Below are 20,310 nucleotides of genomic sequence, written 5' to 3' on the forward strand. Positions count from 1 at the left end.
GACAGGAGGGGGAGCTTCAGGCCCTCGTGGGTGGGGAGGAAGCCCAGGCTGAGGTAGAAGCGGTAGGCGTCGTGGCGGGTCTTGTCGGTGGTGAGCTGGACCAGGGCGCAGCCCCGCTGCTTCGCCTGGTCGACGGCCCAGGTGATCATCTGCCGGCCGAGGCCCCGCCCGCGCAGGTCGGAGCGGACCCGGACCGCCTCGATGAGCTGCCGCTCGGCGCCGTGCCGGCCCAGCCCGGGGATGTAGGTGAGCTGCATGCAGCTGAGCGGCTCCCCGCCCGCGTCCGCCACGATCAGCTGGTTGCGCGGGTCGGCGTCGATGTCGGCGAACGCCTTCTCGTACGCGGCGTCGACCTCCATGAAGTCGCGGGTCCTGCCGAGCACGTCGTCGGCGAGCAGGGCGATCACGGCGGGCAGGTCGGCCCGGGTGGCCTCGCGGAAGATCACGTCACTCATGCCGCCCAGCGTGGCACAGCGAACCGGGCCGATGGGCGGGCGGCGCTGGCGGGCGGGGGGCAACATGGCTGTCCATGGACGTCCTGCTGCTGCCGTTCCGGTTGATCTACCGAGGGCTGGTCTGGTTCGCCAACTCGCCCCGGACGTTGATCATCTCGTACCTGCTCATGATCGTGGTGGCCGGCGTGGTCTACGGCCACGTGGAGAACCGCAGCGCGGCGGACGCCGTCTGGTGGGCGGTGGTGACCGCGTCCACCGTCGGCTACGGCGACATCTCCCCGGTGAGCTGGCAGGGTCGCACCCTCGCCGCGCTGCTCATCTCGACCATGGTGCTGCTGGTCATCCCGTTGATCACCGCGCACTTCGCCAGTCAGCTCATCGTCGACGACGACGCCTTCGAGCACGAGGAGCAGGAGCAGCTCAAGGCCGACGTGCGCCGGATGCGCGCGCTGCTGGAGGAGATCGCCGCGCGGCAGGGCATCGACCTGCCCGACCTGCCGCCGGAGCGGCCGGTCAGCGGGCCGGGCAGCGCAGCCCCTCCCTGGGCACGGTCAGGTCGATCAGGTAGGCGTCGACCGCCTCGTTGACGCAGGAGGTCTGCGGGTACGCGGTGTGCCCCTCGCCCTCCCAGGTGAGCACCCGGCCCACGCCCAGCATCGCGGCCAGCGCGGGGGTCTGCTCGTACGGCGTCGCGGGGTCGCCGGTGGTGCCCACCACCAGGATCGGCGGCGCCCCGTCGGCCCGACCCGTCGGGTACGGGTCGCGACCGCCGGGCCACTCGGTGCAGGAGAGCAGGCCGACGGCCAGGGCCGGACCGAACATCGGGTACTTCGCCCGCCACTGCGACTGGAGCTGCCGGATCCGCTCCCGGCTCGGCTTCTCCTCCTCGTCGGCGCAGTTGACCGCCAGGTTGGCGTCGAACATGTTCGAGTAGCGCCCGTCGGCGTCCCGGTCGGCGTACGCGTCGGCGAGGCGGAACACGTCCTCCGGGTCGCCGCCCTCCAGCTTGTCGATGGCGCGGGCCAGCTCCTGCCAGCCCGACTCGGTGTAGAGCGAGGAGATGATCGCGTAGAAGACCCAGCCCGCGGTGGCCTCCCGGCCGTCGTCGCCGCGCACCGGGGACACCCGCGCCTTGTCGATCGCCGAGGTGACCCTGGCCCGGGCGTCCGGGGCGATCGGGCAGCGCCCGGCGTTGGCCGCGCACCACGTGGTGAAGTTGCCGAAGGCCCGCTCGAAGCCCTTGGCCTGGCCCTCCGAGCCGGCGACCAGGCCCTGCCGCGGGTCGACCGCGCCGTCGAGCACCAGCGCCCGCACCCGCTGTGGGTAGAGCTGGGCGTAGGTGGCGCCGAGCAGCGTGCCGTAGGAGTAGCCGAGGTAGGTCAGCTTGTCGTCGCCGACGGCGGCGCGGACCGCGTCCATGTCCCGGGTGGCCTGCTCGGTGCCGTAGAGCGGCAGCTGGTCGCCGTAGCGGTCGCCGCAGCCGCGCCCGATCTTCCGGCTGAGCGCGACGAAACCGTCGAACGACTCCTGGCTCCGCGGGTCGGGGTCGTAGCCGAAGCTGGCGTCCAGGTCGGCGTCGGGGATGCACCTGACCGGGCTGGATCGGGACACCCCGCGCGGGTCGAAGCCGACGATGTCGAACCGGTCGGTGATTGAGGCGGGCAGGCCGCCGAACGCCGGGCCGAAGGAGAGGTAGACGGCCGTGTCCACGCCGGAGCCGCCGGGCCCGCCCGGGTTGACGACCAGCGAGCCGATCCGGTCGCGCTGCTTGGTGGACCGGGCCCGCAGCAGCGCGATCTCGAAGGTCTGCCCGGCACCCGGTCCGGTGGTGGCCCCGGCACCCGGTCCGGTGGTGGCCCCGGCACCCGGTCCGGTGGTGGCTCCGGTACCCGGCCCGGTGGTGGCCCCGCCGCCCGGGTCGGTGTCCCAGTTGCGCGGCACCTTGATCCGGGCGCACTCGTAGCGGATGTTCGGCGCACCGCGCCCGGCCAGCTCCTCGGCCACCTCGGGGCAGGCCCGCCAGGTGGGCGCCGTGCCGGGGGCGGCGGCCCCGCCGCCGGCCTCCGTCCGGGGCGCGATCGCCGGGAGGGTGCAGCCGGCGGCGACCAGCGCGGCGGTGGCCAGCCCGGCGAGGGTGAGCCGGAACCGGCGGAGCCGGTCGGGAGTGCGGGTCACGAGCGAGCCTCCGGGATCGAGTCGACGGCCAGGCTACGCCGGCCCGGCGGCGGACCCCACGGTCACCGTCGGGTCGCCGCGCAGCACCTGGTCCACGTCGAACCGTACGGGCCGGTCGAGCTGGTCGTAGCGGCAGGAGCGGGGATCACGGTCGGGCCGCCAGCGGACGAACCGGGCGGTGTGCCGGAACCGGTCGCCCTCCATGGCGTCGTAGCCGACCTCGACCACCAGCTCGGGCCGCAGCGGCTCCCACTCCAGGTTGCGGGTGCCCGTCCAGCGGCTCACCCCGCCGGGGAGGCGCTGGCCGCGCTCGTGGTCGCCGTGCACCCACGGGTGGTCGGCCCCGACGTCGCGGTAGGGCTCCAGCTCCTCCAGCAGCTCCGCGCGGCGGGCCATGGTGAACGAGGCGCTCACCCCGACGTGGTGCAGGACCCCGTCGTCGTCGTGAAGGCCGAGCAGGAGCGAGCCGACCACCGGGCCGGACTTGTGCCAGCGGAAGCCGGCCACCACCACGTCGGCCGTGCGGGCGTGCTTGACCTTGAACATGAGCCGCTTGCCCGGCTCGTAGGGCAGGTCGGCCGGCTTGGCGATCAGGCCGTCCAGGCCGGCGCCCTCGAAGACGTCGAACCAGCGGTGCGCGGTGTCGACGTCGGTGGTGACCTGGGTGACGTGCACCGGCGGGCGGACCCCGGCCAGCGCCGACTCCAGCCGGGCCCGACGCCGGGGATAGGGCTCGTCGAGCAGCGTCTCGTCGTCGAGGGCGAGCAGGTCGAAGGCGACGAAGTCGGCTGGCGTGGTCTCGGCCAGCAGCTTCACCCGGGACGCGGCCGGGTGGACGCGCTGGGCCAGCAGCTCGAAGTCGAGCCGGGGCTGCCCGCCCGGCCCGTCGCGCCGGATCACGATCAGCTCGCCGTCGACCGCGCACCGCCGCGGCAGCTGGCGGCGGGCCTGCTCGACCACCTCCGGGAAGTAGCGGGTCATCGACTTGCCGCCCCGGCTGGACAGCTCCACCTCGTCGCCGTCGCGGAACACGATGCACCGGAAGCCGTCCCACTTCGGCTCGTAGGTCATGCCGGGCGCGGTGGGGACCCGCGGAACGCTCTTGGCCAGCATCGGCTCGACCGGCGGACTGATCGGCAGCTTCACGGCGACCAGTCAACCAGACCGCACCGACAGTCGTGAGGCAGATCACGGGTGGTGAAGGACCGGCGTGTCCGGCCGCGCGCCCCTCGTGCCGCACCGGGCGAATCGGGAAACCGCAGGTCAGAGCTATCTTCGCGGGGTGTCGGAGTGGGTCTGCGGGTGCTGCGGGCGGTGGCGGGTGAGCGTCGAGCTGATCCGGGGCCGCTACCGCTACCGGCTGGTGCGCCGCTATCCCCGCCAGTTCGGCGGCGGCAAGGACGTGCTCGGCGAGGCCGGCTCGGTGGCGGAGCTGGAGGAGCTGCTGCGCCGGCGTACCCCCCTCGGCCTGGCCGACCTGCGCGAGGCCGCCTGACCCGCGGCGACCGGGCCCACCGGCCGCCCCGGCCGGCCCGGCGGCGACGGACCCGCCGGCGGCGACGGACCCGCCGGCGGCGACGGACCCGCCGGTGGCGACGGGCCGGCCGGTGGGTGCCGCGGTCACGATCCGTGGGGCAGTCTCGTCGGGACTGGCAGCGGCGCCACCGGGCGCCGCCACGGGGAGGAGGCGCGATGCGGTTCGAGGCCGGCACGGAGGTGGCCGCCGAGGCGGAACGGGTCTGGGCGGTGCTGGTCGACGTCGAGCGGTGGCCGGAGTGGACGCCCTCGGTGCGCCGGGCGCTACGGCGGGAGCCGGGGCCGCTCGCGGTGGGCGCCACGGCCCGGCTGGAGCAGCCGAAGCTGCGACCGGCGGTGTGGCGGGTCACCGAGCTGACCGAGGGGCGGTCGTTCTCCTGGGTCTCGGGCAGCCCGGGCGTGCGCACGCTCGGCGAGCACCGGGTGCTGCCGCTGCCCGACGGGCGCAGCCGCGTCGAGCTGGTCATCACGCAGTCCGGGCCGCTGGCCGGGCCCGTCGGCTGGCTCTACGGCGACCTGACACGCCGCTACCTGCGGATGGAGGCCGACGGGCTCAGGCGTCGCTGCGAGCGGGACTGACCACCGTCTTCTCCAGCAGGGCGAGCCGGATGCCGTTCGGGTCCGGTCGGTGCCCGACGACCCGGTAGCCGTGCCGCTCGTACAGGCGCAGGTTCTGCGCGCTGTCGGCGCCCGTGAGGAGCGCGAAGCGGCGTAGCCGGGCGGCGCAGGCGGCCTCCACCGCGCGCGGCAGCCGCCCGCCGACGCCCCGGCCCTGCTGGTCCGGGGCGACGGAGAGCCGGCCCGCGTGCGCGGTGTCGCCGTCGACGTGCGCCCGGACGGACCCGACCAGCCGGTCGCCGAGCCGGGCGGTGAGCACCGTCGCCGGGTCCGCCAGCGCGGCCCGCACCACCACAGGTCGCCGGGCGGGCCGTGGGCACCGCCCGTACGCTGGCGGTGTCCGTCGAGCCGTGGGGGTGCGTCGTGCCGGCACTGACCTATCCGCACGTGGGCGCCACCGAGACCGGCGAGCTGCCGCCCGGTTGGCGGCACGTGCGGCACCGGGTCCGGCTGCCCGACTCCTGTTTCACGACGGCCGGGGACGCCGTGCTCGGCTGGGGCCTGCACCGGGCGGCCGGCATCCGGATGGACGCCGACGCCGGCCGGGCCGCGCCCGGGGTCCGGGTGGTCTCCGGTCTGGGCGTCGGCCCGCTGCGGCTGGCCGCGCCCTGCCAGGTGGTCTGGGCCGTCGACGACGGGCGGCGGGCCGGCTTCGGGTACGGCACGCTGCCCGGCCATCCGGCGCGCGGCGAGGAGGCGTTCGTGGTGAGCCGCGACGCCGCCGGCCACGTCTGGTTCGAGGTGGTCGCGTTCAGCCGGCCGGACCGCTGGGTCATGCGCGCCGCCGGGCCGGCCGGCCGGGCCTTCCAGCGGGCGTACGCCTGGTGGCTTGGGCGCACCCTGCGCCGGCTCTGCGCCCGCCCCTGACCCGCGCCGCAGCGCCGCCCGTCGCCGGCATCAGAACCGGGCGAAGGAGCGGATCGGCATCCGCGGGCCGTACTTGGGCGCCTGGACGCCACCGGCCGCCAGCAGCACGCAGACCCGCCCCCGGTGCCCCCGGAACGGCTCCAGCAGGGCCAGCATCCGGGCGTCGTCGCCGCGCGGCTCGCCCGCCAGGGCCCACGCCACCGTGTTCGGCACGTGGAAGTCGCCGACGCTGACCGCGTCCGGGTCCCCGTACGCGATCCGTACCACCTCGGCGGCGGTCCACGGGCCGATGCCGGCGATGGCGGTGAGCCGGCGGGTGGCCTCGGCGGAGTCCGCGCAGCGCTCCAGCCGGTCGGCAACGGCTGCCGCGCGGCGCAGCGTCTCGGCCCGGCGCTGCTCCACGCCGAACGGGTGGAACACCCAGTACGGGGTCGCGGCCACCGCCGCCGGGTCCGGCGGGAGCAGCAGCGGCTGCATCGGCCCGGGCGCCGCCTCGGCGAAGTGCCGCACCGTCGCGGCGTACGCCCGGTACGCCTCCTTGCCGGTCACCTTCTGCTCGAGGACCGCCCGCAGCAGCCGGGGGAAGACCTGCCCGGTGGCCGGCATCCGCAGCCCCCGGTGCTGGGCCGCGAGCCGCGCCACCACGGGGTGGGCGGCGGCGAGCGCCGCGAACCCGGTCACGTCGTCCCGGAGCCCCGCGACCGCGTCAGCCCGCTCCACCACCCGGTCGGCGCCCGGGCCGTAGCCCTCGGCGAGCAGGCCCCCGGCGACCGGCCGCAGGGCGAGGGTGGCCGGCCCGTCCGGGGTGCGGGCGGCCCACCAGAAGGTGCCGGCCGCGACGCGCGCGCACGGGTCGTACGGGCTGAAGGTCAGCGCCCGGACCGACGCGGCCAGCCGGTACCCGGCGGGCGGGCGCAGCTCCCGCGTCGCGGCGGGCCGGGTCGCGGTCACCTCGCCACTGTGCCAGGTCCCGCCGCCGTCCGGTGCGTCGCCCACCTCCCAGCCGGTGCGTCGCCCACCTGCTCGGTGGTGCGGTGGCGGGCCGCTTCCCGCTGACCGTCCCGGCATCGCCGCACCCACTGAACGGCTGGGATTATCCAGGCAAATGCAACAGACCCGCGAAAATCACCACGGTTGTGCATGGTCGGTTGTGAACCCTCTGGGGTCTTCTGGTGTCTCGCGGATGAACTCGCTGCTATCGTCCGATTCGCCGACGGGCGGCCAGGGAGCGGTCGCCGTCACTGAGAGACCGGTGAGGATCGCGGCCTGGGCCTCCGGTGCCCGGCCGATTCGTCACCGCCTCGCAGGCAGTGCAACGGGGAGCTGTCGAAAGGGCATGCAGTGATGACTGTTGTTGCGGGTGCTCGTCCGGAGCATGCCGGGTCGGCGGCGTCGCCTCGTCACCACCAGCGCTGACGATGGCCGTCGACACGACGGCCGTCCGATCAGGACGGGCCGAAGCATGATCGCTCTGCGGGTCTACCGCCTCCTTCCACCCGCCGCCCGGCGCCAGTTGCTCGGCCTGCTTCCGCAGCACCGCCGGCTCGGCCTCGTGCGGAGCTTCACGCGGCCGCGCGGCGGTGACACCGTGCACCCGACGGGAGCGCGGGTGTCGGTCGGCGACGACGGCGTCCGCACCCAGGCCGAGGTGGTCGTCGCGGCGACGCCGTTGGAGATGTGGCACCGCAACCTCACGGCCGTCACGTCGGCGCTGGACGCTGCCGGGATCGACTACCACTGCCTGCGCAACGATGACTACCTGCGTAGTTCCGTGGCCGTCCTCGTCGACCAGCAGGACGCGGTGCGTCGCCTGGTCCGCTCCGCGCCGGCGTTGTCGGGCGCGCACGTGCGTACCGTCGAGGTGCGGCCCGGGCGCAACCAGCCGGATCTGGCCCCGGCCGAGGTGATCCAGGTGTGGTTCCCGGTGACCGACGCCCGCGCGGGCGTGGTCCTGGGCGCACAGTTCGCCTGCGAGATCGAGTTCTGGACGCGCGTGGGCGACGTCGTGCGCGCACCCCGGCACAATGCGGTGATCGACGAGGCGCCGGCCCGGGCGGAGCCGGCGCGGGTCGCCGCGGCCCTGCTCAGTCACTTCGTCCCGGAGGCGGACGACCACGTCTACGGCACCCGCCGTGATCTTGCCGTCCGGGCCCCGGACCGGGTGGGTTTCCCGATCGACGCGGTGTTCACCTGGGTGGACGGTTCGGATCCGGAGTGGCTGCGGCGCAAGATGGCGGCGCAGGGCACCCCCGACGGGCCGCTGCACGCGGTGGCGGCCAACTCGTCGCGCTACCACAACCGGGACGAACTGCGGTACGCGATGCGCGCGCTGCACAGCTTCGCGCCCTGGCTGCGACGCATCTTCCTGGTCACCGACAGCCAGCTGCCGAGCTGGCTCGACCCGACCCACCCGACCATCACCGTCGTCACGCACGCCGAACTCTTCGCCGACCTCGGTTTCCGATCGTCGTTCAACTCGCACGCCATCGAGTCCCGGCTGCACCGGATCGAGGGTCTGGCCGAGCACTTCCTCTACCTCAACGACGACGTGTTCCTGGGCCGGCCGCTGCTACCGACCCACTTCTTCCACGCCAACGGGATCGCCAAGTTCTTTCCCTCCCCGGCGCAGTTCGGACTGGGCGAGGCCAAGCCGAGCGACCCGCCGGTGAACGCGGCCGGCAAGAACAACCGCCGGCACATCCAGCGGCAGTTCGGCGTCACCATCACGCAGAAGATGAAGCACACCCCGTTCGCGCTGCGGCGCAGCATCATGTACCAGATCGAGCAGATGTTGCAGGCGGACGTGACCAAGACGGCACGGCACCAGTTCCGTCACCACGGCGACCTGTCCATCCCGTCGTCGCTGCACCAGTACTGGTCCTACCTGACCGGCCAGGCGGTGCCGGGCGAGATCGAGTACGAGTACGCCGACCTCGGTCACCCGTCGACGCCCGCCCGCCTCGCCGAGCTGCTCGCCCGCCGCAACCGTGACGTGTTCTGCCTCAACGACACCGACTCCGATCCCGAGGCCTTCGCCGAGCAGGAGCGGATGCTGGCCGACTTCCTGCCCCGCTACCTGCCCTTTCCGGCGCCGTACGAGCTGCCCGACGAGGTGGTCGCCGAGCGCCGGAAGCTGGGCGCCAGCGCGCTGTGGCGGCAGTCGCGCGGCGCCTCCCGGCACCGCCAGCAGGTGGATGCCCCGACCACGCCCACCCTCGCCGCCCGCCGGCAGGTGGACGGCCACACCGTGCCCGCGCTGCGGGTCGGTCCGCGGCTGGACGCGCCCACACTGCCCTCGATGCGCATCGCCGCCGCCCGGACGCAGCAGGAGACTGCGCCACCCGGTCGGGGAACCCACCTCGACGACCAGCGGGGACAGCGGCGGGATGCCTGAGAAGGTGGGGACCCGGTCCCGGTCGGGCGCCGGCCCTACGCCCCGACCAGCTCGTCAACATCTCTGCGAATCCTTAGTGGAGCCCACGTGGTAGGCCCTTCCCCCCAGGTCACCGTCATCGTCCCGGTCTACAACGTCGCGGACTACCTGCCCGAGACGCTGGAATCGATCGCCGCCCAGACCGCCTTCGACCGGTGCCACGTCATCCTGGTCGATGACGGCAGCACGGACGGCTCCGACACGATCGCCAAGCAGTTCGCCGCCGAGCACCCGAACGTGACCGTGCTCCAGCAGGAGAACGCCGGCCCGGGCGCGGCCCGCAACCGGGCGCTGGACATGGCGGAGACCCCGTACGTCTCCTTCGTCGACTCGGACGACATCCTGCCGCCGCGCGCCACCGAGCTGCTGCTCAAGGCGATCGTGCAGAACAAGGCGAGCATGGCCATCGGGGACATGGACACCTTCCCGAAGCGGACGGCGTTCCTCTGGAAGAAGCCGTTCGGCAAGGGAGACCGCCTGCTTGAGAGCGTGGTCGACGCGCCCGAGCTGGTCTTCGACGCCGGCCCGTGTCACAAGCTCTACGATCTCGCCCAACTCCGGGCGAACGGCCTGCGCTTCCGGGAGGGAGTGCACTTCGAGGACGCCTTCCTGGCCCTGCCGATGCTGCTCAAGGCCGAGCGCATCGCGCTCGTGGACGAGGTGGTCTACCAGTACCGCCGGCGCGTCAGCGGCAACTCGATCATGGACAATCTGTTCATCCGGGAGCAGAACTACTGGGACCACCTGGAGCTGTGCGAGACGCTCGCCGCGCTCCGCCCCGAGTTGGACGTCTTCCGCCGCGAGGTGCTGGAACGATTCCTGGTACGCAGCTACCAGGGCTTCGCGATGCGCGCCCACACCCTCTTCGAGGACGCCGACCTGTGGAAGATCTTCGAGAAGTGCACTCGGATCTACCAGGACATCGACCCCTCCTTCATCGCCCGCTGGACGGCCGACACGCGGCATCGGCTGTCCTACCTGGCCTTCAAGTCCTACGACTTCGACCTCTTCGCCCGTCCCTGGACGAAGGTCCAGGGGGTCGTCGCCTGCGGTGGTGAGTTGTACCTGGACTATCCGGTCACGCCGGCGCTGCTCCCGCTGACCCGGGTCAGCGCGGTGTCCGTGCGGCTGGAACAGGCACGGCTGTCGAAGGCGGGTGACACGCTGCGGCTGTCCGGGCACGTCCAGGTCAACGGGCTGCCCATGCACCAGCCGATCCGTACCCCGCTCGGGCTTCGGGTGCGCGGCAGCAACCTGACCGTGCCCGCCACCGTCGAGCGGCGCGGCGACCTGAAGTCCGCCGACGCCGGCCGCGAATGGTCCGGATTCGCCGCCGAGGTGCCCGTGGCGCAGTTGCGCAACGGCCAGCACGGCCTGCGACTCGTCTTCATGACCGAGACCGGCCAGGCGTCCCGGCAGTGCCTGATCTCGGCTGCCTTCCTGCGGGACGCCCCGGTGAAGCTCGCCGGGGACACCCGCATCCTGCCCGGCTTCGTGGGCCGGGAAAGCGCGACCCTGCTCGTCCAGCGGGCGGGTGGCGCCCGCGCGTGGCGGCGGACGATGCTGCGCAAGGACCTGCGCCACGTCGCGTCCCGTCGCCCGTTCTGGAAGCAGCGTCTGCTGCGGCTGGTCACCGCCCCGTTCATGAGCCGCCGCGACATCTGGCTCGTCGGCGAGCGCAAGGACACGGCCCAGGACAACTCCTGGCACCTCTTCAAGTACCTCCGCAAGGCCGAGCGCCGGCGCAACGTGTACTACGTGCTGGCGAAGGACAGCCCGGACAGGGAACGGCTGAGCGGGCTGGGCAACGTCGTCGCCCACGACTCCTTCCGGCACAAGTTCCTCATGCTGCACGCCACCAAGATGATCAACTCGTACGACATCGACTCGTACATGCTCCCGTCGCGCTGGGAGCGAGGCCAGTTCCTCAAGCATCTGAACTGGCGGATCGGAGCGGCCCGCGTCTTCCTCCAGCACGGGGTCACGGACAAGGACGTCAGCGGCGGCCTGCACCGGGCGAAGACCGGGGTCGACCTGTTCGTCGCCGCGGCCGGCAAGGAGGCGGAGTACGCCGCCGAGTACTTCGACTACGGCGACGGCGCACAGCGGCTGGGCTTCCCGCGCTTCGACGCGCTGGTGCCCGAGCGGGGCAACCGCCGGATCCTGCTCATGCCGACCTGGCGAAGCTATCTGGTCAGTCCGTCCTACAATCCCTCGCTGCCGCCGCGCTTTCCCTTCGAGACGTCCAGGTACGCCCAGTTCCTGCGGGACCTCTTCGGCAGCGAGGAGCTGAAGCAGACCCTCCAGCAGCACCGCTACACACTGGAGTTCCTTCCGCACTACGAGATGCGGAAGGTGTCGACGAGCATGGTGCCGGCGGACCCCTGCTTCGCCGTGGTGGACCAGACGCAGCGAAGCGTCCAGGACGCACTGCGACAGTGCGACCTCTTCATCACCGACTACTCCTCCACCGCCTTCGACGTCGCCTACCTCGGTACCCCGCTGATCTACGCACACTTCGACGCGGAGGAGTACTTCTCCATCGGCGGCTACCGCAGGGGCTACTTCGAGCACGCCGAGCATGGCTTCGGCCCGGTCTGTCAGACGGCGGAGGAGACCGTGCGGGCGATCATCTCGTACGTGAAGAACGGGTGTGCCCGGGAGGACGAGTACTCACGCCGGGTGACCGACTTCTTCGGCGTGCAGGACCGCAACAACTGCCAGCGGGTCGCCGCCGCCATCGCGGCCCTGCCGGGCCCGCAGCGATGACGGACGGACAGGGCCGTGAACCCGCCCGGGCCGTCGCCGAGCCCTCGGTGTTCGTCGACACCTACCGCCGGGTGCTCAGCCCGCAGGCCCGCCGGGCGATCGCCAAGCGACTCAGCCCGCAGACCCGGCACCAGGTCAAGCAGTGGGTGGCCCAGGTCGCCGGCGGACAGCAGCCGTCGACCCGGCTGGCCCGCCGCCAGCCGGAGCTGCTGGCGGGCGCTGACCGGGCCCTGGTGACGGTGGAGCGCAGGACCCGGGTCGCCCTGGTCCGCCCGGACGTGTCGCCCTGGTCGGCCCGCGCGGGCAACCTGGCCGCGGTCACCGGGGCGCTCGCCGCGGCGGGTGTGGAGCACTTCTGCGTACGCGGGCTGCCCGACCGCAACGCGGTGGTCGCCGTCGACGCGGGGGACCGGGAGCGGGTGCACGCGGCGCTCGCCGAGGCGTGCCGGCGGACGCCCGGGTACGTCGCCGAGGTCACGGGCGGGCAGGCGCGCTCGTCGCTGCCGGGCTACGAGCCGCAGGCGTGGCGACGGCTGCGCGACGCGGACGTGCTTCGACTGACCTGGTACTGGACCGATCCCGGTCACCGCCTGGTGCTCGGCGCGCCGTACGGCTGCGAGGTGGAGTTCTGGACCCGACGGGAGGACCAGCTGGTCGCCCCGCGCCGGAACCTGGTGGCGCAGGAGTTGCCGGCGGCCGGCCACGCCGTCGACGCACCCGCCGACCTGTTCACCGCCCTCGGGCCGGCGAACCCGGCGGTGACGGTCCGGACCCGGCCGGAGTTCGCGATCCGGCGCCCCGACGACGTGACGTTTCCTGTCGACGTCGTCTACACCTGGGTGGACGGCACGGATCCGGCGTGGCTGCGCCGGCGCGCCGAGGTGGCGGGGACGCCGTACCACGCGGAGGCGGCGAGCGCGGCGCGGTTCCTCAGCCGGGACGAGCTGCGCTACTCGCTGCGCTCCCTGCACACCTACGCGCCCTGGGTGCGCAACGTCTACGTGGTCACCGACGACCAGGTGCCGCCCTGGCTGGATCCCGCCCGCCCGGGGCTGCGGGTGGTCAGCCACCGGGAGATCTTCCGCGACCCGTCGGCGCTGCCGACGTTCAACTCGCACGCCATCGAGAGTCAGCTGCACCACATCGACGGGCTGTCGGAGCATTTCCTCTACTTCAACGACGACGTCTTCCTCGGCCGCGACGTCACCCCACGGGACTTCTTCCTGGCGAACGGCATCAGCAAGTTCTTCCCGTCGCCGGCGCTGGTGCCGCCCGGCCCGCCCTCGGCCGACGACATCCCGGCGTCGGCGGCCGGGAAGAACAACCGGGCCCTGATCGCCGAGCGGTTCGGCACGGTGCTGACGCAGAAGATGAAGCACATGCCGCACGCGTTGCGGCGCAGCGTGCTGTACGAGATCGAGGAGACCTTCGCGGCGCAGCACCGGGCGACCGCCGGCAGCCAGTTCCGCAGCGTCACGGACATCTCGGTCGCCTCGTCGCTGCACCACTACTACGCGTTCCACACCGGCCGCGCGGTGTCGGGCGCGTTGGACTACACCATCGCGGAGCTGTCCCACCCGGACACGCCCGCGCGCCTGGCGCATCTGCTCGCCAAGCGGGACCGCCACGTGTTCTGCCTCAACGACGCGTTCTCCACGGAGGAGGACCTCGCGGCCCAGGTCTCGGTCCTCACCCCCTTCCTGGACACCTACTTCCCGGTGCCCAGCCCGTGGGAGAAGTGCTGACCGTCGAGACGCGCTCGTCCGCCGTCAGTATCGGTCGTGCCGGTCGGGCGTCGGGTCGGGGCGCAGGTGGTAGCGCGCCGAGACCATCCGGTGGTCGGAGAGCGGGGACGGCGTCACGGTGCAGCCGAGCGGCGTGACGCCGGGCCCGGAGAACAGGTAGTCGATCTTGATGTTGCCGAACGTCGGCCGCATCCTGCCCAGGTCGCAGTCGGCGCCCTGGTCGTACAGCGGTTGCAGGACCTGTCGACGGCTGCCGGTCACGGTCGTGGCGGGGGTGGTGTTCAGGTCGCCGCCGATGATGGTCGGGTATCCCCGTTCGTAGCCGCGGCGGGCTTCGGCGGCGAGCCGTGCGGCCTGCGCGGCCCGGACCCTGCCGTCCGGATCCTGCTGCGGCGTCGACAGGTGGGCACCGCAGACCTGAAGGCGGGGGGCGTGCAACCGGACGCAGACCGCCGACCGCCGCTCCATCCATCTGCTGCCCACGGGTCTCGGCGACGGGAGCGCGACGAGCCAGGACGCTTGGACGGTCGACGACCTGCCGGCGTCCGGCGCGGCGAGCCGCACCGCCACCGCCTGGCCGTACCGGTCCCCGCCGGTTCCACAGGTGGCCGGTCGGTCCACCAGCGTGCCGCGCCTGACCGCGGCCGTCGAGGCCTGGCGGAAGTACACCTTCCAGTCGGCGCCGAGGCTGCGCTCCAGCGCGGGCAGCAGGCCCGCGCACATCTCCTGCAGCAGCAGCACGTCCGCTGAACCGTTCCGTGCCGCCTCGCCGACGGCGGAGGCGAGCTGCTGGTGCTGGCGGCCGGCGAGACAGCGCACCTTGCCGTTGGCGCACACGTTCCAGGTGAGCACCGTCAGCGGAGTCGGCGGGGGCGGTGCGGGAGTCGACACGGTGGGCTCCACCGGCCGCACGGCGGCGGCGCGGTCGGCCGCGGGCCAGCCCGTGGACGCCGTCGCGCCGGCGACGGCGGTCAGGGAGCCGGCCAGCGCGAGCACCACCGGCAGAGACCTCCACCTCGGCGTCACGCCGCCCCTCTCCCCGATGCCGGCGCATGGTGCTGTCGACCGTGGACACCCGCCGCAGCCGCCGCCGACCTGCCAGACTACCGGCCCGCAGGCCTACGGGCGGACACCGGGGAACCGACCCGGTGCGGGCAGCGGGCGGACCCCGGTCGCCTCGGCGGCGGTGCGGGGCGCCCGCGCTGACGGGTCAACGGCCGACGGAGAAGATTCCCGGCGGCGGCGGGGTCGAGTCGGTCGCGTCGGCGTCGCGGACCACCCGCGCGCCGCCCGCGAAGCGGTCCAGCTCGTCGCCGGCCAGCACCCGGCCGGGGAACCAGTCCCCGGCGGCGCGCCGGGTCAGCTCGGGCACCGGCGGCTCGACCCGGCCGGCCACCAGCACCAGGTTGCCGTAGCGCCGCCCGCGCAGCACCGCCGCGTCGCCTACCAGGCAGGCCCGGGGCAGCACCGACCGGACCGTGGCGACCTGCCCCCGGGCGTGGCGCAGCGGCGGGCCGTCGGCGACGTTCGCCAGGTGGAATCCCGTGGGGCGCAGCACCCGGGCCACCTCGGCGGCGTACTCCACCGAGGTCAGGTGGGCCGGCGTGCGGGCGCCGGCGAAGACGTCGGCGACCACGATGTCGTAGCTGGCGTCCCGGCTGGCGGCGAGCACCGCGCGGGCGTCGGCCACCCGCACCCTGAGCCGGGGATCCGCCGGCCACGGCAGGGCCTGACGGACCAGCTCCACCAGCGCGCCGTCCACCTCGACCACCCGCTGCGTGGAGCCGGGCCGGGTGGCCGACACGTAGCGGGGCAGGGTCAGCGCGCCGCCGCCGAGGTGCAGCACCCGCAGCGGCGCGCCGGCCGGCGCCACCAGGTCGATCGCGGCGGCGAGCCGCCGGACGTACTCGAACTCCAGGTGCGTGGGATCGGCCAGGTCCACGTGCGACTGCGGGGCGCCGTCCAGCAGCAGGGTCCACGACCCCGGCCGGTCCGGATCCGGCACCAGCTCGGCCTGGCCGGTGTCCACCCGCGCGGCCACCGTGTCGGCCGCCCGCTTGCGTCCCATCAGCGCCGGCCCCGGGCGGCGGCGGTGAGCACCCGGTGCAGCAGCCGCGCGTCGCCGAGCAGCGCCCGCAGCCGGCGCTCCAGGCCGGCGATCGGGATCAGGTTCTGCGGGGCCCGCGGGTCCTTGTAGGGGGTGGAGGCGAACCGGGGCAATGTGACCAGCGACAGGTCGGCCAGGCCCACCGCCTCCTCGACGCTCAGCTCGGCGGAGCACTCCATCCGGACGATGCCCGCCCACGGCGCCCCGACGGCCACCGGCAGCCGCAGGTACCACGACCAGCCGCCCCAGGCCGTACCGAGCTTGAACACCGGGGAGCGCTCGCCGGCCGCCAGACCGGTGACCACGGCGGTCAGCCGGGCGTCCAGGTACTGGCTGTGCTGCGTCTTGATGTAGCCGACCGTGCGCGGCAGCTGCCGCCGGTTGCGCAGCGGGCCGTCGACCACCAGCAGGTCGCCGTCCGTGCGGGCCGCCCCCGAGACCTCAACCTCCAGAGCGGTCAGCGGCCCCTGCACGGCGGCCGGAAGCTTGTTCAGCTCGCCTGTGCCGCTGACCCGGTGCACGGGGTAGCGGACGCTGCCGGCCACGACGTCCACCGCCGAGGGACTGGCGGTGAACAACCCCCGACCGACCCGCGCGCCGGCCAGCCGCGCCGCGCCGCGCTCCAGGTCGCACCGGACCACCCCGGCGGCGTACGACGCGGCCAGGCCGGGGAAGGACGCCCCGTCGTCCTCGGCCGTCCAGACGCTCGCGTCGATCCGGCGCACCCCGTCGACGAGCAGCACCACGTCGGGGGCGTGGACGCCGGGGCGGGGCCCGATCGCCCGCCAGTCCACCGCCGGCAGCTCGGCGTCCGGGTCGACCTGGGCACTGCTCGGCGCGGCGGGCCCGCCGCCGGAGGCCTCGAACGAGGCGCCGTACGCCGGATCCCACGCGTCGACGAAGAACCGGGGGTCGGTCACCGCAGCGAACCTTCCGTCTCGGACGCCGGGGCGCCGCGACGGGCCCCGCTCACCGGCCGGTCCGTTCGACGCGGGCCGACCGGGCGTCCTTGCTGACCTCGAACCGGACCGGGATGCGTTCGGCCAGGGCCGGCACGTGGGTGACCACGCCGACCATCCGGTCGCCCCGGGCGGCCAGGTTCTCCAACGTGGCGGCCACCGTGTCGAGGGTGGCCGCGTCGAGCGTGCCGAAGCCCTCGTCCAGCACGATCGACTCCAGGCTCGCCGCCGTGGTGGACATCCCGGCGAGCTGCTCCGACAACGCCAGCGCCAGCGCCAGCGACGCCTGGAAGGTCTCGCCGCCGGACAGGGTGCGCACGCCCCGGCGCAGCCCCGCGTCGTGGTGGTCGACCACGAAGAACTCGCCCTTGTCGTGGACCAGGTCGTACTGCCCGCCGGAGAGCTCCCGCAGGATGCCCGAGGCGCCGTCGACCAGCAGGTCCAACGCCTCGGCCAGCAGCCACCGCTCGAAGTTGTTGGCCCGCAGGTGCCCCGCGAGGGCCCGGGCCACCTGCGCCTCGCGCTCGTACCCGGCCCGCTGCTCGCGCAGCCCACCGGCCTGCTCCCGGCGCCGCTCCAGCTCGCGCAGGTCGGCCTCGGCCCGCTCCAGGGCGCGGTCGGTGGCGCGTAGCGGATCGTCGGTGGGCGGCAGCCCGGCGGCGGCGAGGACGCCCGCGATGCGCTCGCCGACATCGGCCGCCACGGCCTCGGCCTGCGCCACCGCCCCGGCCCGCCCGGCCCGCTCCGCGCGGCGACGCTCCGCCTCCTCGCCGGCCCATCCGGTGAGGGCGGCCCACGCCGCGCCGAGGTCCTCCCGGTCCGCCGTCGGCGGCCCGAACCGGGCCAGCCCGTCGCGGGTCGCGTCGAACGCCCGCCACGTCGCCCGCAGCCGCTCCTCGGCGGCGTCCACCGCCGCCCGGGCCCGCCGGGCGGCGTCCCGGCCGGCCCGCACCACCGTCGCCGACTCCTCCAGCGCCCGGCGCAGCCGCGCGTGCTCGTCCAGCTCGCGGCGCAGCACCGCCGGCTCGGCCGCCCCGGCGAGCTGGTCGTCCAGCTCGGCCAGGCGGGCCTGCACCTGGTCCTGCCGGGCCCGCGCGCGCAGCAGCACCCGCTCCAGCTCCCGGGCCGCCCCGTCGCGCTCCTGCACCACCGACTGGGCGGCCTTGCTGGCGGCCCGCGCCGCCCGTCCCGCCGCCGTCGCGGCGGCCACCGCCGAGTCGGCCGGCACCGCCGGCACCGTCGCGACGGTCTGCTCGCAGACCGGGCAGGTCGCCCCGTCGCGCAGGTGCGCGCGCAACGCCACCGCCTGGTCGGTCGCCTTCGCCTCCTCGTGGGCGCGGAAGGCCGCCTCCAGCTCCGCCTCGGCCCGCTCGGCCGCCGCCCGCGCCTCGGTGAGCGCCGCCACCGCCGCGCCGTGCTCGGCCTGCGCGCCGGTCACCGCCGCGCGGACCGCCTCCGCCTCGTCGGCCAGCCTCTCCCGGTCGGTGTACGCCCGCAGCAGCAGCCGCAGCGCGCTCTCGTCGCCGGCGGCGGCCAGCTCGCCGCGGAGCTTCTCCTCCCGCTCCTCGGCCAGCGACACCGCCGTCGCCGCCTCGTCCGCGCCGGCCCGCGCCGACGCGACCGCCCGGGCCACCTCCGCCACCCCGTCCGGCGCGCGCACGGCGGCCAGCACCGCCAGATCGGCGTCGAGGGCGGCCAGGGCCGCGCCCGCCTCGCGCGCCGTCGCCCGGGCCGCCGCCAGCTCCGGTACGGCGGACGCCACCGCCCCCGCCAGCTCCCGCATCCGGTCGACCTGCCCGGTCGCCGCCTCCAGGGCGGCGTCGTCGACGTCGGTGAGCCCGGCGAGCGCCTGGTCGACCGCCTCCAGCTTCGCCTCGGCCTGCGCGGCCCGCGCGGTCGCCTTCTTCTGCACGTCCTCGTAGACCCCGAGGCCGAGCAGGTTGACCAGGATCTGCTGCCGGGTGGCCGGCTTGGCGTGCAGGAAGTCCGCGAACTGCCCCTGCGGCAGCACCACGCAGCTGGTGAACTGCTCGTAGGGCAGCCCGACCGCCTCCAGCACCGCCCGCTCCATCTCGGCGGGGGTGCCGGCCACCACCTCGCCGAGGTCGTCCGGGCTGAGCCCGGTGTCGAGCTTGGTCACGTCGAACCCGGCCGGCATCAGCTGCAACCCGGCGTTGGCCGTCTTGACGTTGCCCCGGCCGTCGCGGCGGACCACCCGGGTCGCCACGTAGCGGGAGCCGGCGGACTCGAACACCAGCCGGACCCGCGCCTCGGTGGCCGACGGCGCAAGCGCGTTGCCCAGGCCCCGGGTCCCGCCCCAGCGCGGCACCGTGCCGTAGAGGGCGAAGCAGATGGCGTCCAGCACCGTCGACTTGCCGGAGCCGGTCGGCCCGACCAGGGCGAAGAAGTCGGCGTCGGTGAAGTCGATCGTGGTCTCGTCGCGGAAGACGGTGAAGCCCGCCATGTCCAGCCGCATCGGCCGCATCAGTGGTCGACCTCCTCGAAGAGCTCGTCGAAGAGCTCCCGCACCCCGTCGTCGGTGTGCCCCCGGCTGTCGAGGTAGTCGGCGAAGAGCTGTCGGGGCGAGCGGCCCGCCCGCTGCGCCACCCGGGCGCCGCTGCCCGGGGCGGGCACCAGCTCCGGGTCGATCCGGATCTCCAGGGCCGAGGGGAGCAACTCCTGCACCTCCTCGCGCAGCCCGGCGCGCGGCTGCTCCCGGACGTACACCCGCAGCCAGGCGTCCTCCGGCACCTGCGTCTCGGCGAGCTGGGCCAGGGTGCCCCGGACCGTGCGCAGCGTGGTGGCGGCGGTCACCGGCACCTCGCGGATCTGCGCCGCCGTGGTCGCGGTGACCTCGACGACGGTCACCGACGGCACGTTCTCCTGCTCGCCGAAGTCGACCGCCAGCGGGCTGCCGCTGTAGCGGATCGGGCAGGGGCCCTGCACCCGCTGCGAGCGGTGCAGGTGGCCCAGCGCCACGTAGTGCGCCGTCCCGGGGAACACGGTCGCGGGCACCGCGTAGCCCAGCACGGTGTGCGCGTCGCGCTCCCCGCCGCCGGTGGTCGCGCCGACCACGGTCAGGTGTGCGGTGACGAGGTGCACCCGGTCCGGTTCGGTGAAGCTCTCGGTCAGCCGGCCCAGCACCCGGCCCAGGTGGTCGGCGTAGGTCTGGGTGGTCTCGGCGGCGGTCAGCTCGTACATCTCCACGGCGCGGATGGCGTAACGCTGGGAGAGGAACGGCAGCGCGGCCAGCCGCCAGCGCTCGCCGCCGGCGGTGGTGCCGTCGACGACGTGCTCGTCGGGGTTGTCCCGGACCCCGCCGCGCAGGGTGATCCCGGCGGCCTCGGCCCAGGGACGCAGCGCGTCGAGGGCCTGGCCGTTGTCGTGGTTGCCGCCGATGGCCACGACGTCGGCGCCGGTGCGGCGCAGCGCGGTCAGGGCCCGCGTGACCAGCCGGGTGGCCTCGGGCGTCGGGGCGGCGGTGTCGTAGAGGTCACCGGCGACGATGACCAGGTCGGGCGCCTCGGCGCGGGCGACGTCGATCACGCCGGCCAGGACCCGCTTGTGCTCCTCGGCCCGCGACTGCCCCTTGAGGACCTTGCCGACGTGCCAGTCGGAGGTGTGCAGGATCTTCACGGGTGTGTCC

The 20,310-nt window shown here is 74.4% G+C and carries 16 protein-coding genes and 1 pseudogene; 7 read left to right on the forward strand and 10 right to left on the reverse strand.

What is annotated here, in order from left to right; genetic code table 11:
- A partial coding sequence (locus ACSNN9_RS13910; RefSeq protein ID WP_436673441.1) for an N-acetyltransferase family protein occupies positions 1–455 on the reverse strand: 455 nt, incomplete at its 3' end.
- 74 nt (positions 456–529) lie between these two features.
- Between ACSNN9_RS13910 and ACSNN9_RS13915 the strand changes: the two genes are divergently transcribed.
- Positions 530–1,042 carry an ion channel gene (locus ACSNN9_RS13915; protein ID WP_436673442.1) on the forward strand — a complete coding sequence of 171 codons (513 nt, stop codon included), beginning with the start codon at positions 530–532 and terminating at the stop codon, positions 1,040–1,042.
- Here ACSNN9_RS13915 and ACSNN9_RS13920 read toward each other — a convergent pair.
- Positions 969–2,630 carry an alpha/beta hydrolase gene (locus ACSNN9_RS13920; protein ID WP_436673443.1) on the reverse strand — a complete coding sequence of 554 codons (1,662 nt, stop codon included), beginning with the start codon at positions 2,628–2,630 and terminating at the stop codon, positions 969–971. The two genes, ACSNN9_RS13915 and ACSNN9_RS13920, sit on opposite strands and share 74 nt — an antisense overlap.
- 33 nt (positions 2,631–2,663) lie before the next feature.
- On the reverse strand, positions 2,664–3,776 hold the full coding sequence (locus ACSNN9_RS13925) for an ATP-dependent DNA ligase (RefSeq protein WP_436673444.1): 1,113 nt from the start codon (positions 3,774–3,776) through the stop codon (positions 2,664–2,666).
- Between the two features lie 136 nt (positions 3,777–3,912).
- Here ACSNN9_RS13925 and ACSNN9_RS13930 point away from each other — a divergent pair, with 136 nt between their 5' ends.
- Both ACSNN9_RS13930 and ACSNN9_RS13935 read left to right on the forward strand, forming a co-directional pair.
- Positions 3,913–4,125: a hypothetical protein gene (locus ACSNN9_RS13930; protein WP_132233121.1), complete on the forward strand. Its 213-nt coding sequence runs from the start codon at positions 3,913–3,915 to the stop codon at positions 4,123–4,125.
- Between the two features lie 197 nt (positions 4,126–4,322).
- On the forward strand, positions 4,323–4,745 hold the full coding sequence (locus ACSNN9_RS13935; RefSeq protein ID WP_436673445.1) for an SRPBCC family protein: 423 nt from the start codon (positions 4,323–4,325) through the stop codon (positions 4,743–4,745).
- Here ACSNN9_RS13935 and ACSNN9_RS13940 read toward each other — a convergent pair.
- Positions 4,720–5,073: pseudogene (locus ACSNN9_RS13940) on the reverse strand (GNAT family N-acetyltransferase); the annotation flags it as partial. The gene ACSNN9_RS13935 and the pseudogene ACSNN9_RS13940 overlap by 26 nt on opposite strands.
- A gap of 74 nt (positions 5,074–5,147) precedes the next feature.
- On the opposite strand from ACSNN9_RS13940, the gene ACSNN9_RS13945 reads away from it, so the two are divergent.
- Positions 5,148–5,651: a DUF1990 family protein gene (locus ACSNN9_RS13945; protein WP_436673446.1), complete on the forward strand. Its 504-nt coding sequence runs from the start codon at positions 5,148–5,150 to the stop codon at positions 5,649–5,651.
- A gap of 30 nt (positions 5,652–5,681) precedes the next feature.
- On the opposite strand, the gene ACSNN9_RS13950 is transcribed toward ACSNN9_RS13945, so the two are convergent.
- Positions 5,682–6,602, reverse strand: coding sequence for a DNA-3-methyladenine glycosylase family protein (locus ACSNN9_RS13950; RefSeq protein WP_436673447.1), 921 nt, complete (start codon positions 6,600–6,602; stop codon positions 5,682–5,684).
- Positions 6,603–7,113: 511 nt separating this feature from the next.
- Between ACSNN9_RS13950 and ACSNN9_RS13955 the strand changes: the two genes are divergently transcribed.
- The 3 genes from ACSNN9_RS13955 (at position 7,114) to ACSNN9_RS13965 (ending at position 13,598) form a co-directional block, all read left to right on the forward strand.
- The gene (locus ACSNN9_RS13955; RefSeq protein ID WP_436673448.1) at positions 7,114–9,045 is read left to right on the forward strand and encodes a stealth family protein; all 1,932 of its coding nucleotides are present in this window, start codon (positions 7,114–7,116) and stop codon (positions 9,043–9,045) included.
- An 87-nt stretch (positions 9,046–9,132) separates the two neighbouring features.
- Positions 9,133–11,853, forward strand: a complete 2,721-nt coding sequence (locus tag ACSNN9_RS13960; protein ID WP_436673449.1) for a bifunctional glycosyltransferase/CDP-glycerol:glycerophosphate glycerophosphotransferase — start codon at positions 9,133–9,135, stop codon at positions 11,851–11,853.
- Complete coding sequence (locus tag ACSNN9_RS13965; protein ID WP_436673450.1) at positions 11,850–13,598, forward strand: stealth family protein; 1,749 nt, start codon at positions 11,850–11,852, stop codon at positions 13,596–13,598. Before ACSNN9_RS13960 ends, ACSNN9_RS13965 begins: the two co-directional genes overlap by 4 nt.
- A gap of 24 nt (positions 13,599–13,622) precedes the next feature.
- On the opposite strand, the gene ACSNN9_RS13970 is transcribed toward ACSNN9_RS13965, so the two are convergent.
- From ACSNN9_RS13970 to ACSNN9_RS13990, 5 genes are all read right to left on the reverse strand, one after another.
- Complete coding sequence (locus tag ACSNN9_RS13970; RefSeq protein WP_436673451.1) at positions 13,623–14,624, reverse strand: endonuclease/exonuclease/phosphatase family protein; 1,002 nt, start codon at positions 14,622–14,624, stop codon at positions 13,623–13,625.
- A gap of 184 nt (positions 14,625–14,808) precedes the next feature.
- Complete coding sequence (locus ACSNN9_RS13975) at positions 14,809–15,666, reverse strand: spermidine synthase (protein WP_436673452.1); 858 nt, start codon at positions 15,664–15,666, stop codon at positions 14,809–14,811.
- Positions 15,666–16,625 carry a hypothetical protein gene (locus ACSNN9_RS13980; RefSeq protein ID WP_436673453.1) on the reverse strand — a complete coding sequence of 320 codons (960 nt, stop codon included), beginning with the start codon at positions 16,623–16,625 and terminating at the stop codon, positions 15,666–15,668. Before ACSNN9_RS13980 ends, ACSNN9_RS13975 begins: the two co-directional genes overlap by 1 nt.
- 49 nt (positions 16,626–16,674) lie before the next feature.
- The gene (locus ACSNN9_RS13985) at positions 16,675–19,149 is read right to left on the reverse strand and encodes an AAA family ATPase (protein ID WP_436673454.1); all 2,475 of its coding nucleotides are present in this window, start codon (positions 19,147–19,149) and stop codon (positions 16,675–16,677) included.
- Positions 19,149–20,300: an exonuclease SbcCD subunit D gene (locus ACSNN9_RS13990; protein WP_436673455.1), complete on the reverse strand. Its 1,152-nt coding sequence runs from the start codon at positions 20,298–20,300 to the stop codon at positions 19,149–19,151. The genes ACSNN9_RS13985 and ACSNN9_RS13990 overlap by 1 nt, the downstream gene beginning before the upstream one ends.
- Between the last annotated feature and the right edge of the window lie 10 nt (positions 20,301–20,310).

It is taken from the genome of Micromonospora sp. URMC 107 (genome assembly GCF_051386315.1).
Classification (GTDB): Bacteria; Actinomycetota; Actinomycetes; order Mycobacteriales; family Micromonosporaceae; genus Micromonospora.

Coding starts and splice junctions, on each gene's coding strand:
- ACSNN9_RS13915 (WP_436673442.1), top strand. CDS start 530: ATGGACGTCCTGCTGCTGCCGTTCCGGTTGATCTACCGAGGGCTGGTC.
- ACSNN9_RS13935 (WP_436673445.1), top strand. CDS start 4,323: ATGCGGTTCGAGGCCGGCACGGAGGTGGCCGCCGAGGCGGAACGGGTC.
- ACSNN9_RS13955 (WP_436673448.1), top strand. CDS start 7,114: ATGATCGCTCTGCGGGTCTACCGCCTCCTTCCACCCGCCGCCCGGCGC.
- ACSNN9_RS13965 (WP_436673450.1), top strand. CDS start 11,850: ATGACGGACGGACAGGGCCGTGAACCCGCCCGGGCCGTCGCCGAGCCC.
- ACSNN9_RS13975 (WP_436673452.1), bottom strand. CDS start 15,666: ATGGGACGCAAGCGGGCGGCCGACACGGTGGCCGCGCGGGTGGACACC.
- ACSNN9_RS13985 (WP_436673454.1), bottom strand. CDS start 19,149: ATGCGGCCGATGCGGCTGGACATGGCGGGCTTCACCGTCTTCCGCGAC.